Genomic DNA, 14,934 nt, shown 5'->3' with positions numbered 1-14,934 from the left:
AGGGGTCGTAGCCTTTTAAACATTAACGCCAATTCGAAGAGATTGATAACCCGGTGTAGACGCGGCTGCGAGCTTCCAAAACATGGATGTTTTGGCTGAGCCTACAAGGAAGACTCTTTTGAAATCAAGAGCCGGCGTCTAGCAGAGGTATCTGCACTTAAGGTCGTTCATTCACATCTGACCTATAGGGATATAGGGAATGCCGTCATTATGTCGGGAATATCGTTGGCCATGTGATCACGACATTCGCATATCCTTATGCAGCACCGCCGCAGGTTGTTAACCGACAACCCCTAACAGCGTTAGCGTCGTCTTGGCTTCACCAGCCTCGCCCCTAGAGCCTGAAACCTCGAACCTCGAATCAATAGCGAAGCGTCGTCTTAGCTTTACCAGCCTCGCTCCTAGCCCCTAAAACCTCGAATCTTACCTAACTAGGATTCCACAGCAACTGCCCACAGTCAGTGAGATCATACCCACCTAACGTGGCGGCCAGTTGCCGTGTCTGGGTGCTGGCAAGCATATCGAACAGGTGCTGCAGCTGGCGGCGGAAGTAGATCCCCTGTGGCATGACGAAGTCGAAGGATTCTGTGACCAACGGTATAAAGCTGAGGCCACTCTCCATAGCAACCGATTTGCAGCCGAAACCGATATCGGCATCGCCACGAGCGATAAAGGCGGCGAGTTCACGCTCGCTGTAGGCGGTGACATTGGCGTTAAGATGAGACAGGGCGGCGCCTTGCTTCATTAGCCAGTGTTCCAGGTGTTGTTGACTGCCTGCGCCTGCCTGTCTGTCGACCCAGCGCCAGGGCAGCGAGGCAATCTTATCCTCCTCCTGACATTGTTGCAGCATATCGTTGCGTACCATCAGCCCCTGCTTACGGGTATAACCGTGAACCATGACCCATTGCTGGTGGTTGGCGTAGCCCTTAAGCAGTGCCGGGTGGCGGATGTTACGTTCATCTACGCTACCCCAGTGCAGTGTGCAGACATCGGCGTAGCCACGGGACAGGAGATCTAAGCCCATTCGTGAACCGGTCGAGCTGTAACTGATCAAGTCGCTCTTACCAATCTGGGTCATCAAGCGGGAGACCAGCATAGACAGCAGAGGGTCATCGCTGCCTGTGATATGCATACGATCTGACAGCATGCCGCTGTGGCAAGAATCCATGATCCAGCGGTCTATAAGAATCTTAGGAAACAGCCATTTACCCGTGATTTTAGTCGCGGGTAAGACTCTGTCGTTCGCCATGGCATAGACCTTTTTTTCATTAAGATCTAAATACTCAGCGACCTGTTTTGCGCTCATGTAGACGAGTTCGCTTGGTTCTGTCATTGCTGTTCCTTACGGAAGAGTTCTAGGGAGAACTCCTGAAAATATATTTTATCGTGTTCAAACTGGCTAGCTGTTTTATTGTTTCTATTAACTGGTTTTAGCCGGACGTTTAGGTGGCATCGCATCGAGTTCGACATTTTCGTCACCATGGTAGATGAGGAAGTGCTTGCCTTTTGCCCTGGCAATCATGGTGATGCCAAGTTTTTGTGCGAGTTCCAGTCCCATCTGAGTTGCACCGCTGCGCGACAGCACGACGGGTATGCCCATCTTAGCCACTTTTATCACCATCTCTGAGGTCAGACGCCCGGTGGTGTAAAAGAGTTTGTTATTGCCTGTGTCTTGCTTTAGCCACATCTCACCGGCGAGCGTATCTACCGCATTATGACGACCCACATCTTCAACAAAGTCGACTATTTGATCATCCTGACACAGTCCACAACCATGAACTGCACCGGCATTCTTGTAGGTTTCATTATAAGTGCTGATATTTTTCAGCAGGCTATAGATCATGCTCTGTTTGAGTTGTGGTTGAGGCAGAACGATATCATCGAGTCCATCCATGAAACCGCCGTAAACAGTGCCCTGGCCACAACCAGTGGTGACGGTCTTCTCAGAGAGCTTCTCCTCTAAGTCAGCCGTGCTTTCCGATGTGATAATGGCTGCCGAGTTCACATCCCAGTCGACAATCACAGACTCTAATTGCTTAAGGTCGGAGATGAAGCCTTGGTTTTTCAGATATCCCAGCGCGAGGGATTCGGCCCGTGCACCTAAGGTCATCAAGGTCACGATAGGGCGCCAGTTAAGGTAGACCATGAGCGGACGTTCGCAAGCAATGTGCTTCTCGACGCGTTCTCCATTCTCATCTATGGCGTTAACGGCAATAGTTAGCGGCACATCGGTATCGGTTTTGATTAAGCTGGGTTTGTGCTGGCTCAAGGCTAGTAACTCATTTTGAACATTCGATGGAGAGATCATAGCAATAATTGTACCTAGGTTTGGATTCCTCGCCCCAATGCGTGATCTCTCTCATTTAACGCATCGAAAGCGTCCTTTTATGTCCTAGCCTGAATTGCATATAGGACAAATTGTCCTAATCTTAGGCAGGAATTGATGATCCAGCTCAAGTTATCATAAGCTTTAGGCTGGCATGTATATTGCTTTACTAGGGATAGAAGTTCTTTAGCTGGCCTGTCATCTCGACATGCCTCTACAGGCAAGACGGAGACTAAATGCAACATACCGAAAGCCAATGGCCTATGCACGTTTCTCTCAAGAAAGTAGAGAAACAAGTTGGACGCTGGACCTCAGTGACCTGGGAGCTGGATCAGATATTACCGGCGACTCATCAGGCACCGGAAGGCTCCAAAGTCGTAATGCTTGAGTTATATAAAGATGAGCGCGCGAGTTACCGTTTAAATCTGGATATGGACAACGCCATGTTGTACATCGTCTGTGATGAGCTGGAAGATGGAACCTGGGTTCCGGCTGCGGTCTCTGCCGATCAGAACGTCGCCGCAGGTTGTCTCGAAGGTGACACGCCAGTACTTAATCTACCAATGCCTGAGGCCATCGCATGTTGGATCGAAGCCTTTATTACCCGTCACGGTGAAGTTGAGATCTGCGCCCACCGTCGTAAGCATGTAAATCGCCGCAAGAATGAAGGCCCAAGTAGCAATAACAACTTTGGGCAGAGAAACTGATGAGCGATAAATCTAGCGGATTACTTTCGCGTTGGAATCTTCGTCGCCAACAGGTGGCCGATGAGAAAGCGGCGGAAGAGAAAGTACTAGAGGCTGCAGAGCAAGCCGAAGCGCCGACCCAAGACCCTTCACTTAAAGGTTCTTCGTTACAAGATGAGTCGACTGAGGCATCGGCAGAGTCCGAAGCGGAAGATAAGATTCTTTCTGCCGAGGAGTTACCGGATCCTGAAAAGATTGAGGTGGGTGGCAGCTTCGCCAGCTTCATGGCCGACAATGTCGATCCTACCGCTAAAGCCGCAGCGCTGAAAGCACTCTGGAAGCAGCCTCAATACAATGAGATCGATGGTCTGCTCGAATATGCCCTCGACTACAGCAACCAGCCTAAGTTGACGCCTGAGCACTCGGCCGAAATCGCCAAGAAGATTTTCCGCCATGTCATTAAGGACAAGGAAGAGGAGCAAGAGGGCGAAGAGGCATTGACTGCCGAACTTGATACCGAAACGGAGGAAATTGCGGCTCATTGTGGTGAAGAAGTAAGCGGGGACATTTTGGACGTTGAGAGTGATGACTTGACCCAAAATGAACCACAAAAGCAAGACGAACCCAAGGTGACGGTTTCTTAAAGTAATTTTAGAGAAGTTTAATAACCATAAATTTGGTATGTGAATTGCTGTAGATATGGCTATATAAAGTTTGCAGATAACAAAGCAGACATAGAAAGCCAGCAGATGAAATAGGTAAAGCTAGCGCAGATTCAACATAGCGCACTTAAAAGGTTTCCCTGATGAATTGGGAGAAACCGATAGCGACCTAGCTGACAGCAACAGCCAAATACTGTTCAGGAACGCAACGTGAGCAAAAATTTGAATAATGATAGCCAGGTTGAACTCAAAGCAGTTCGACAGCAGGTGTTGGCCAATACTCAGATCCTTCAGAATCTGATCCCGCCGACCGTAAGTTATACCACCGAAGGGAATGTACTAATCATAGGGCCGGAAGATCTGGCCCGTTTAGCGGCGGACAAATTGTCTAATATGGGCAAGCTTGCCATCTTGGCCAATGAGTCTATTACCAGCCAGGATGAAGCGCACCTCGAAAAGGTAATGAGCTCGGCAGAAAATGTTGAGAGCTTTTACAATAAACTCATTGAGATTAAAGGCTTCCTCGGCCAGTTTCAGGTTAAGGTCGACTCAGGTTCAGACGATGCTTCTGATACCAATGCCGTTGAACTTAGCATGGTGGCGATACGTAAAGCCCACTTCGATCTTATCCTGGATTTGAGTCAATCGCCTTGTATCAACCTTGAGATGCTACCACCTGGCTACTTCTACGTCGGGCAGGATGAGGCTAAGTTAGCCGATGCCATCACCCAACTCCCCGATCTGGTAGGCGAGTTTGATAAGCCACGCTACGTTAAGGTCAATAGTGAGATCTGTGCTCACAACCGTAATGGTATTGATGGTTGCAACCGCTGCCTGAACTTCTGTCCTGCCGATGCGATTCAAAGTATCGACAAGATGATCACCATCGACCCTTATCTTTGTCACGGTGCAGGTAGTTGTACCAATGCATGTCCAACCGGCGCCATCAGTTATGATCTGCCAACACCGCAAGCCCTGCACTCTTATCTGCATAAGCTAGTGACTCGTTTTCGTGAGCAAGCGCAAACAGCACCGGTTATCCTTTTCCATGATGAAGCGAACGGTGCAGCACTCGTCGGTGCCGATCTATCGGGAGACGTCATTCCGGTTGCTCTGGAAGAGATAACGGTTGCAAGCATGGATCACTGGATGTCATCGCTTGCCTGGGGAGCACGTCAAATTTTGGTGTTAAACACCGAAGCGACGGCGCCGACTCTGACGCAGATGCTGCAAGGTGAACACAAATTAGCAAACGATATCTTAGATGAGATGGGCCAACCACAGCGTATCTCAGTTATCGACGAGTCGAGCATAGGCGACCTTGCCGCACTGCTGGAAACCAGTTCGAACTGGCCAGTGATTGTTCCCGGTGAGTTTGCTGCCACGACAAAGCGTAACACCTTGTATGCGGCGATTGACCATCTCAATGAGCAGGCGGCATCAGTGGATACCTGCTTGAGCCAAAGCAATATCCCTTACGGCATAGTCAGCATCAACAGCGACAAATGTACTTTATGTCTCTCTTGTGTTTCAACCTGTCCGACTCAGGCATTAACCGATGGTGGTGATAAACCTGCGTTACATTTCGTTGAGCAAGATTGTGTGCAATGTGGTCTGTGCGAGTCGGCTTGTCCCGAGAAGGTGATCAGCCTGACACCGCAAATGAATTTTGATAAAGCGCAGCGTCAGCAGCGTCAAACCTTGAAAGAGGAAGCCCCATTCGATTGTATTCGTTGCGGTACCCCTTTCGCCACCCAATCCATGGTGCAACGGATGCTGGAAGCAGTCGGAGGCCACAGTGCCTTTAGCGATAACATCGAGCGATTAAAGATGTGTAGCGACTGCCGGGTAAAAGATATGTTTGAAGACATCCTTCAAGATCCTGAAAAGCAACTGCGATAAGAGTTTAGCTATGACCGAATTAGTAAGAGAAGTATCAGAAAACGATCAGTTAAGAGCCGACATCTATCAGCTTTTGGCTGCACTACTGCGCAGTCAGCCAAGCGCCGAGCTATTGCAATTTCTAGCCAGTCTTGAAGTCGATGCAAATGACGATAGCGAGATGACTAAGGCTTGGTTATCACTGAAGTTAGCGGCGAATCAATTCTCGAGTGAGCAGCTTGAAGAGGAGTATTTCAACATCTTCTATGGCGTAGGCAGTGGTGAAATCATGCCTTACGGCAGCTGGTTTATGACGGGGTCATTGATGGATAAGCCATTAGCCCTGTTACGTCAAGACTTGCAGCAGTTAGGTTTCGAGCGTGAAGAGGATGTCAAAGAGCCTGAAGATCACGTTGCTGCACTATGTGAAGTGATGGGCACCTTGATTTTGGAGGCGCCGGGCTATCGTCAGCTGGCATTCTATCAGCGCCATATCGGCAGCTGGATTGAGCGCTTCTGCACTAATTTAGCCAAAACACCGAGCGCCGCATTCTATGCGACCGTGGCACAGCTGGCTAAGTCCTTCTTCGAGGTTGAGGCAAACGAATTTGAACAGCTTCAACTGGACATCCCTGTGAACTGTCCAGGTTCTGAGGCTGAAAAAGCTGAAGCCGAGAAAGCCGAAGCGGAAAAAATTGAACCTACTACCAGTGAGCTGGCTTCTTAAGCAGTGAGCAGGTTTGGGTTGAACATGAGCATCAACTTGAGGTGAGTTTGAAGGTTAAGCCACCGTGTTAAAAGCAAACAAGTTGATGTTATAAAATCGAGGGTTCGCCCTCAAAAGTAACCGGGTCATCGAGTCGTTGGCCCACATTTTAACGAAAATCTAAGCGAAAACTTAGGAGACACTATGAAGAAGCAAGCTTCCGATATGGGTCGTCGTCAATTGCTAAAGGCATTGGCAGTCGGCAGTGCGGCTGGTGCAGTTGCAACTGTCAGTGGACAAGCTCTTGCTGCATCACCAAGCGTTGAACCAACAACAGCTAAAGGTGATGGTTATCAAGAGACTGACCATGTTCGCAGTTATTACGCGTCATTACGTACCAAGTAATTACGCCATAAGTAAATAACATTAGGAGAGTGTGTGATGCGATTAACCCGCAAAACAGACCAGGCTGAAGTCGCTAAAAAGCCAGCCCTAGGTCTAAACCGTCGTCAGTTCCTTCAGTCTGCAGGTCTTGCAACTGGTGGTATTGCTGCGGCATCAATGCTTGGCGCAGGAATGATGCGTAAAGCTGAAGCTAAAGAAGTACCCCATAATGCGCCAACTGAAATTAAGCGTACTATCTGTTCTCACTGTTCAGTAGGTTGTGGTATCTACGCCGAAGTACAAAATGGTGTCTGGACAGGTCAAGAGCCTGCATTCGATCACCCATTCAACGCCGGTGGTCACTGTGCCAAAGGTGCTGCCCTGCGTGAGCATGGCCATGGTGAGAAACGTCTTAAGTATCCAATGAAGCTGGAAGGCGGAAAGTGGAAGAAGATCTCTTGGGATCAGGCGATTGAAGAAGTCGGTGGAAAGGCATTGGATATCCGTAAGGAATCTGGTCCTGATTCAGTATTCTTCATGGGTAGTGCTAAGTTCTCAAACGAACAAGCGTATATGTACCGTAAATTCGCAGCGATGTGGGGCACGAACAATGTCGATCACTCAGCGCGTATTTGTCACTCTACCACTGTAGCCGGTGTTGCTAACACTTGGGGCTATGGTGCGCAAACTAACTCTTTCAACGATATCCGCAACGCAAAAGCGATGATGTTCATCGGGTCTAACCCATGTGAAGCGCATCCGGTTGCTATGCAGCACATCCTTGAAGGTAAAGAACGCGGTGCGAAAATCATCGTCGTTGACCCTCGTTTCACCCGTACCGCAGCTAAGTCTGATGAGTTTGTACATATCCGTCCGGGTACTGATATCCCATACATCTATGGTCTGCTTTGGCATATCTTCGAGAACAAATGGGAAGATCAAACCTTCATCGACCAGCGTGTATACGGCATGGAACGTATTCGCGAGGAAGCCGCTAAGTGGAATCCTGCCGAAGTTGAAAACGTGGTTGGTGTACCTAAAGAACAGATGTACCGTGTCGCTAAGACATTGGCCGAGACTAAGCCTGGTACCGTAGTTTGGTGTATGGGTGGTACTCAGCATCACGTCGGTAATGCTAACACTCGTGCCTACTGTATCCTTCAGCTTGCTCTGGGTAACATGGGTGTTGCCGGTGGTGGTACTAACATCTTCCGTGGTCACGATAACGTACAGGGCGCAACCGATTTCGGTCTGCTGTTTGATACGCTACCTGGCTACTACGGTCTTAAGACTGGCTCTTGGAAGCACTGGTGTAATGTTTGGGATCTGGATTATGAGTGGGTTAAGAACCGCTTCGATCAAGAAGAACATTTAGGCCAGGTTCCTATGAACTCGACCGGTATTCCATGTTCTCGCTGGCATGACGGTGTACTCGAAGACAAGTCTAAGATTGCACAGAAAGACAATATCCGCATGGCATTCTTCTGGGGTCAATCAGTTAACACTGAAACCCGTGGCCGTGAGGTGCGTGAAGCGCTGGATAAGATGGACACAGTTGTTGTTGTCGATCCATATCCAACAATGGCGGGTGTTATGCACAATCGTAAAGATGGTGTATATCTACTTCCTGCAGCGACTCAGTTTGAGACTTACGGTTCTATCTCTGCATCTAACCGCTCACTGCAGTGGCGTACGCAGGTTATCGAGCCATTGTTCGAGTCTAAGCCAGATCACGTGATCATGTACAAGCTTGCTAAGAAATGGGGCATCGAGAAAGAGTTCTGTAAGCATATTAAGGTTAACGGCGATGAGCCATTGATCGAAGATATGACCCGCGAATTCAACCGCGGTATGTGGACCATTGGTTACACAGGCCAGAGCCCAGAGCGTTTAAAGATGCATCAGGAAAACTGGGGTACCTTCGATATTAAATCGCTTGAAGCACCAGGCGGCCCAGCTAAAGGTGAGACTTACGGTCTACCTTGGCCTTGTTGGGGTACTCCGGAGCAGAAGCACCCTGGTTCACAGATCCTTTACCGTACCGATCGTGAAGTGAAGAACGGTGGTGGTAACTTCCGTGCACGTTATGGTGTTGAGCATAATGGTAATAACATTCTTGCCGAAGGTTCTTACTCTAAAGGCGCTGAAATTCAGGATGGTTATCCAGAATTTACTGCTGACATGCTTAAGCAACTTGGCTGGTGGGATGACCTGACGGCTGAAGAGAAGAAGCACGCAGACGGTAAAAACTGGAAGACTGATATTTCCGGTGGTATTCAGCGTGTGGCTATCAAGCATGGTTGTATGCCTTACGGTAACGCAAAAGCGCGTTGTATCGTTTGGAACTTCCCGGATGATATTCCATTGCACCGTGAGCCACTCTATACGCCTCGTCGTGACTTGGTATCTAAGTACCCAACTTACGAAGACCGTATGGTTGCACGTCTTCCTACCCTGTATAAGACAATTCAGGATCAGGATTTCGCCAAAGACTTCCCACTGGCACTGACCTCTGGTCGATTAGTGGAATATGAAGGTGGTGGTGAAGAGACCCGTTGTAACCCTTGGCTAGCTGAACTTCAACAAGAGATGTTCATCGAAATCAGCCCGGGTGATGCAGCGGATCGTGGTCTTCGTGATGGTGACGATGTTTGGGTTCACAGTCCGGAAGGCGCAAAAATTAAAGTTCAGGCCATGGTAACTCCACGCGTGATAAATGGTGAGACCTTCATGCCATACCACTTCGCGGGTGTATTCGAAGGTGAAAGCCTAGCGAAGAATTACCCTGAAGGTACAGTACCATATGTGATTGGCGAATCGGCTAACACAGTATTGACCTACGGCTATGATGTTGTGACTCAGATGCAAGAGACTAAGTCTAGCTTGTGTCAGATCACCAAAGCCTAACTGAACTTGATGAGGAGATAAGCCATTATGGCAGTCATGAAATTTCTGTGTGACACCAAACGCTGCATCGAGTGTAACGGTTGTGTCACTGCTTGTAAGAACGAAAACGATTCCGCTCTCGAGTGGGGTATTCAACGTCGCCGCGTAGTAACAATTAACGATGGTGAGCCAGGTGAAGCATCTCTCTCAGTGGCTTGTATGCACTGTACCGATGCACCTTGTCAGGCAGTTTGCCCAGCAAACTGTTTCTACAAGACTGAAGACGGTTTAACGCTACACAACAAAGATACCTGTATCGGTTGTGGTTACTGTCTATACGCCTGCCCATTCGGCGCGCCTCAGTTCCCTAAGAAGGGTGCTTTTGGTAGCCGTGGCAAGATGGATAAGTGTACTTTCTGTGCCGGTGGCCCGGAAGAGACTCATTCAGATGCTGAACGTCAGAAGTACGGTTCAAACCGTCTGGCTGAAGGTAAGTTGCCTATGTGTGCTGAACTTTGTGCAACTAAGTCGCTGTTAGCGGGTGATGCAGATATCGTTTCAAGCATCTATCGTGAGCGTATTGTTGCACGTGGTAATCCAAATGCGATATGGGGCTATACCCCTAAGACTGGCGCGTAGGACAAATAGGGCTATGAACTCTGTTCATGGCCCTGTTACTAGTCCGATAAAGGAGTGAGTATGTTATTAAAATCACTGCGTGGCCTGTTTGCTTTGCTGGTTTTACCTTTTGTTTTAACTATGGGGTTAGGTTTGAGCACATCGGCGCTTGCCGTCGACGATCAAACCAGCCAACAGATGGCCAATAGCAGCGAGGTCGATCTATGGCATGCTGTTAAGACTGGCGATTCTGGTTATACCACCAAGAAGGGCGTTGAAAGTGGCGTTCTGATAAACGTATCGGCTATTGAGGCAACTGAGATAAAGAATCAATACCTCACTCCAGCGATGGGTTTGGCGGTATTGGGTGTATTTGGTGCTTTCATCGTCTTCTATTTTGTTAATGGTCCCTCTAAGTTAAGTAAGGGCTACTCTGGCAAGATGGTATTACGTTGGTCAAAGGCAGACTTGTGGATTCACTGGGTATTAGCTATCTCTTGTCTGGGGCTGATACTTACAGGTATCAACATCATGCTGGGTAAACATATTCTAGAGCCTTATGTGGGTGAAGGAATGTGGGCCGGACTGATTTATGCCAGTAAGTTTATCCATGATTACGTGGGTCCTGTGTTTATCATATCTTGGATCTTGTGCGTCGTTAAATGGATGCCTCTGCAGACATTTAAGATGTATGACCTGAAATGGTTCTTAGTCGTTGGTGGTTACATCAACTTCGGCCCATTCAAGGGTAAGCATCCGGATAGTGGTTTTGCTAATGCCGGTGAGAAAATGTGGTTCTGGACACTTACCCTGTTCGGACTGTTCATCAGTGTTTCAGGCATGATGTTAGTCTTGCCTGGCTTAGATCTTCCTCGTGAAGCGTCTTTTGCGGCACTGCTGATACACGCTATCAGCGCGATCATTATCATCGCATTTACTATCGTACATATTTGGATGGCGACAGTATTGAGTGAAGGTGGTATGGAGTGTATGAAGTCTGGTTATTGTGATGAGAACTGGGCCGTACAACACCACAACCTTTGGTATGATGAGATCAAGGCTAACGGTACGTTGGAATACAAAGATTAAGTATGCAGATCCTAGGTACTAGAACCTAGGAACTCAGATAAAAGCCTCAGCTGATATCTTTCACTGAGGCTTTTTTGTATCTGGTTGCTTGTTGTTTTTTTCTTATTCTTTCAATCATCTGCTCGCACCTTTCTCTGCTCTGTCTCGAACTTAAAACTTACAACTTTTCACTCTTCTATTTAATCTTCGAGCCCGCAGTTGTCTTTGCTGCCTTTTTAGTCACTTTCAGAATATTGAATCCTGCTATTGAAAACCATTCCTAGTTGCGCATTCTCTTAAGTATCAACAGATTGAGCATACAAACTGGTAACAACTGTAACTCGGATTTTATTGCAAATTTATGCAATAAAAATGAACTAATTTCCAAAACATGATTCGGTTAACACTTTAGAGAAAGGGCCGCTGTATTCACGATCTGAATTGGATTTAGATCAATTTTTAAATTCTGATTTTCTCCTATATTGCGCGGGTAATTTTGGGATGCTTCTAATAAATAAGGACTTTTTACTTTTTGAAAACTAAGGAGTAACTATTCGGCAACAGCCGTTTGGAAACCACATTTTTCTAAAAGTAATCTGGCTATTACTAATAACGAGTATTCCTTTCACACCAGGAGTAAATATGAAGAAGCAACAGCCTGATCTGAATCGCAGATCTTTGCTGAAAGCACTCACTATCGGTGGTACGGCAACAGCCGCACTAGCCGTAACAGGTGTCAGTGCCGCTCAAGCAACAGAAAGCAATGTAAGCACTAAGAGTGCTGATGGCTACCATGAAACTGCACATATCCGCAGTTATTACAATAGCTTGCGTAGCTAATTTAGGAGAGTTCGAGCGATGCAATTAACTCGCAAATCAAACGAGGCACCTAAAGTCGAGAAAAAGACTCTAGGCATTAGCCGTCGTCAGTTTATGAAGCATGCAGGTATCACTACCGGTGGTATTGCAGCGGCTTCACTTTTGGGTACTGGCATGATGCGTCGTGCTGAAGCCAAAGATATCCCTCACAATGCTCCAATCGAGATCAAGCGTACCGTTTGTAGTGCTTGTGCGGTAGGTTGTGGTCTTTATGCCGAAGTACAAAATGGTGTTTGGACAGGTCAAGAGCCAGCATTCGATCACCCGTTCAACAGCGGTGGACACTGTGCGAAAGGTGCTGCACTGCGTGAACATGGTCACGGTGAGAAGCGTCTTAAGTACCCAATGAAGCTTGTCGATGGCAAGTGGAAGAAATTATCTTGGGAGCAGGCTTTCAACGAAGTTGGCGACCAGATGCTGGATATCCGTAAGGAATCTGGTCCTGATTCACTTTACTTTATGGGTAGCGCGAAGTTTTCGAACGAAGGTTGTTACATGTACCGCAAATTTGCGGCTATGTGGGGCACGAACAACGTCGATCACTCAGCACGTATCTGTCACTCTACCACGGTAGCCGGTGTTGCTAACACTTGGGGCTACGGTGCGCAAACCAACTCTTTCAACGATATTCAGAATGCTAATGCAATTTTCTTCATCGGGGCAAACCCGGCCGAAGCGCATCCTGTTGCAATGCAGCATATCTTGCTGGCGAAAGAGAAGAACAACGCTAAAGTTATCGTTGTCGACCCTCGTTTCTCACGTACAGCCGCTCACTCTGATCTGCACTGTGCATTACGCCCAGGTACTGATATCCCATTCATCTACGGTATGCTTTGGCACATCTTTGAGAACGGCTGGGAAGATAAGACATTTATCCAAGAGCGTGTGTTCGAGATGGAAACTATTCGCGAAGAGGCGAAGAAGTTCCCACCAAAAGAAGTTGAGCATATTACCGGTGTAAGTGAAGAGCAAGTTTACCAAGCTGCTAAACTTATGGCCGACAATCGTCCAGGCACCGTAGTTTGGTGTATGGGTGGTACTCAGCATCACGTAGGTAATGCCAACACTCGTGCTTACTGTATCCTTCAGCTTGCGCTGGGTAACATGGGCGTTAAAGGTGGTGGTACTAACATCTTCCGTGGTCACGATAACGTACAGGGTGCAACTGACTTAGGTCTGCTGTTCGATACGCTACCTGGCTATTACGGTCTTAAGACGGGTTCTTGGAAGCATTGGTCTCATGTATGGGATCTGGAATTTGATTGGGTTAAGAACCGTTTCGATCAAAATTCATACCTTGGCCGTATTCCAATGAATACTCCGGGTATTCCTTGTTCTCGCTGGCATGACGGTGTGTTAGAAACGCCTGAGAAGCTAGCTCAAAAAGATCGTATTCGCATGGCGTTCTTCTGGGGACAATCGGTTAACACCGAAACCCGTCAACGTGAAGTACGTGACGCACTGGACAAGATGGATACTGTCGTGGTTGTGGATCCGTTCCCAACTATGGCGGGTGTTATGCATCGTCGTCAAAATGGTGTTTATCTACTTCCTGCGGCAACTCAGTTCGAAACTGAAGGTTCAGTATCTAACTCGGGTCGTAGCCAACAGTGGCGTGAGAAGGTTATCGAGCCATTGTTCGAGTCTAAGACCGACCTTGAGATCATGTACCGTCTGTCTCAGAAGCTTGGCTTTGCTCAAGAGTTTACTAAGCGTATCGCTAAAGATGCCAACGACCTTATGGTTATCGAAGACATTACTCGCGAGATTAACCGCGGTATGTGGACTATCGGTATGTCTGGTCAAAGCCCAGAGCGCTTGAAGCTGCACACCCAGAACTGGGGTACGTTCAGCAACAAGACCCTTGAAGCGGAAGGTGGTCCTGCAAAGGGCGATACTTACGGTCTACCTTGGCCTTGTTGGGGTACTCCGGAGCAGAAGCACCCAGGTACCCAGATCCTGTATAACACACACAAGCATGTGCTTGAGGGTGGCGGTAACTTCCGTGCTCGTTATGGTGTGGAATATAAGGGTAAGAACCTGCTTGCCGAAGGCAGCTTCTCTAAAGGCAGCGAAATCCAAGATGGTTACCCGGAATTCACCTCTGAGATGCTTAAGCAACTTGGCTGGTGGGATGACCTTACTGCGACCGAGAAAGCCGAAGCCGATGGCAAGAACTGGAAGACCGATCTTTCCGGTGGTATCCAACGTGTCGCTATGAAGCACGGTTGTATTCCTTATGGTAACGCTAAGGCGCGTTGTATCGTTTGGACCTTCCCGGACCAGGTACCTGTTCACCGTGAGCCGCTTTATACGCCACGTCGTGATCTTGTATCTAAGTACCCAACTTATGATGATATGCAAGTTCATCGTCTGCCGACTCTGTACAAGTCAATCCAAGAGAAAGACATGACAGGTCAGTACCCGCTGGCATTGACCTCTGGTCGTCTGGTTGAGTATGAAGGTGGTGGTGAAGAGTCTCGTTGTAACCCATGGCTTGCAGAGCTTCAGCAAGAGATGTTTGTTGAGATAAGCCCTGCTGATGCTGCCGATCGCGGGATCCGCGATGGTGATACCGTGTGGTTGGAAGGTGCCGAAGGTGGCCGAATCAAGATTAAGGCTATGGTAACACCACGTGTTAAGCCTGGTGTAACTTGGATGCCATATCACTTCGCTGGTGAGATGCACGGTGAAAGCCTTGCGCCAAACTACCCGGAAGGTACGGTTCCTTATGTTATTGGTGAGTCAGCGAACACTGCATTGACTTATGGTTATGACCCTGTGACTCAGATGCAGGAAACCAAGTCGTCGCTTTGTCAGATTGAAAAAGCGTAAGTG

12 protein-coding genes are annotated in these 14,934 nt (G+C 48.1%); 10 read left to right on the top strand and 2 right to left on the bottom strand.

What is annotated here, in order from left to right:
- Positions 1-427 precede the first annotated feature (427 nt).
- Both SSED_RS23110 and SSED_RS23105 read right to left on the bottom strand, forming a co-directional pair.
- Positions 428-1,333, bottom strand: a complete 906-nt coding sequence (locus SSED_RS23110; protein WP_012144757.1) for a substrate-binding domain-containing protein — start codon at positions 1,331-1,333, stop codon at positions 428-430.
- Positions 1,334-1,420: 87 nt separating this feature from the next.
- Positions 1,421-2,308: a formate dehydrogenase accessory sulfurtransferase FdhD gene (locus SSED_RS23105; RefSeq protein ID WP_012144756.1), complete on the bottom strand. Its 888-nt coding sequence runs from the start codon at positions 2,306-2,308 to the stop codon at positions 1,421-1,423.
- Positions 2,309-2,562: 254 nt separating this feature from the next.
- Here SSED_RS23105 and SSED_RS23100 point away from each other — a divergent pair, with 254 nt between their 5' ends.
- The 10 genes from SSED_RS23100 (at position 2,563) to SSED_RS23055 (ending at position 14,931) form a co-directional block, all read left to right on the top strand.
- Positions 2,563-3,033 (top strand): DUF3305 domain-containing protein, encoded by a 471-nt coding sequence (locus SSED_RS23100; RefSeq protein ID WP_012144755.1) that lies wholly within the window; start codon positions 2,563-2,565, stop codon positions 3,031-3,033.
- Complete coding sequence (locus SSED_RS23095) at positions 3,033-3,656, top strand: DUF3306 domain-containing protein (protein WP_012144754.1); 624 nt, start codon at positions 3,033-3,035, stop codon at positions 3,654-3,656. Before SSED_RS23100 ends, SSED_RS23095 begins: the two co-directional genes overlap by 1 nt.
- A gap of 228 nt (positions 3,657-3,884) precedes the next feature.
- On the top strand, positions 3,885-5,576 hold the full coding sequence (locus tag SSED_RS23090) for a 4Fe-4S binding protein (protein WP_012144753.1): 1,692 nt from the start codon (positions 3,885-3,887) through the stop codon (positions 5,574-5,576).
- A gap of 10 nt (positions 5,577-5,586) precedes the next feature.
- Positions 5,587-6,282: a TorD/DmsD family molecular chaperone gene (locus SSED_RS23085; protein ID WP_012144752.1), complete on the top strand. Its 696-nt coding sequence runs from the start codon at positions 5,587-5,589 to the stop codon at positions 6,280-6,282.
- 183 nt (positions 6,283-6,465) lie between these two features.
- The gene (locus tag SSED_RS23080) at positions 6,466-6,666 is read left to right on the top strand and encodes a twin-arginine translocation signal domain-containing protein (RefSeq protein ID WP_012144751.1); all 201 of its coding nucleotides are present in this window, start codon (positions 6,466-6,468) and stop codon (positions 6,664-6,666) included.
- A 36-nt stretch (positions 6,667-6,702) separates the two neighbouring features.
- Positions 6,703-9,552: a formate dehydrogenase subunit alpha gene (locus tag SSED_RS23075; protein WP_012144750.1), complete on the top strand. Its 2,850-nt coding sequence runs from the start codon at positions 6,703-6,705 to the stop codon at positions 9,550-9,552.
- Positions 9,553-9,579: 27 nt separating this feature from the next.
- Positions 9,580-10,170, top strand: a complete 591-nt coding sequence (fdh3B, locus tag SSED_RS23070) for a formate dehydrogenase FDH3 subunit beta (protein ID WP_012144749.1) — start codon at positions 9,580-9,582, stop codon at positions 10,168-10,170.
- A gap of 60 nt (positions 10,171-10,230) precedes the next feature.
- Complete coding sequence (locus SSED_RS23065) at positions 10,231-11,238, top strand: formate dehydrogenase subunit gamma (protein WP_012144748.1); 1,008 nt, start codon at positions 10,231-10,233, stop codon at positions 11,236-11,238.
- A gap of 621 nt (positions 11,239-11,859) precedes the next feature.
- Positions 11,860-12,057 (top strand): twin-arginine translocation signal domain-containing protein, encoded by a 198-nt coding sequence (locus tag SSED_RS23060; RefSeq protein WP_012144747.1) that lies wholly within the window; start codon positions 11,860-11,862, stop codon positions 12,055-12,057.
- 18 nt (positions 12,058-12,075) lie between these two features.
- The gene (locus SSED_RS23055) at positions 12,076-14,931 is read left to right on the top strand and encodes a formate dehydrogenase subunit alpha (RefSeq protein ID WP_012144746.1); all 2,856 of its coding nucleotides are present in this window, start codon (positions 12,076-12,078) and stop codon (positions 14,929-14,931) included.
- Positions 14,932-14,934: the final 3 nt, after the last annotated feature.

This window comes from Shewanella sediminis HAW-EB3 (genome assembly GCF_000018025.1).
GTDB lineage: Bacteria > Pseudomonadota > Gammaproteobacteria > Enterobacterales > Shewanellaceae > Shewanella > Shewanella sediminis.
This window is presented reverse-complemented; position numbering and strand designations above follow the sequence as displayed.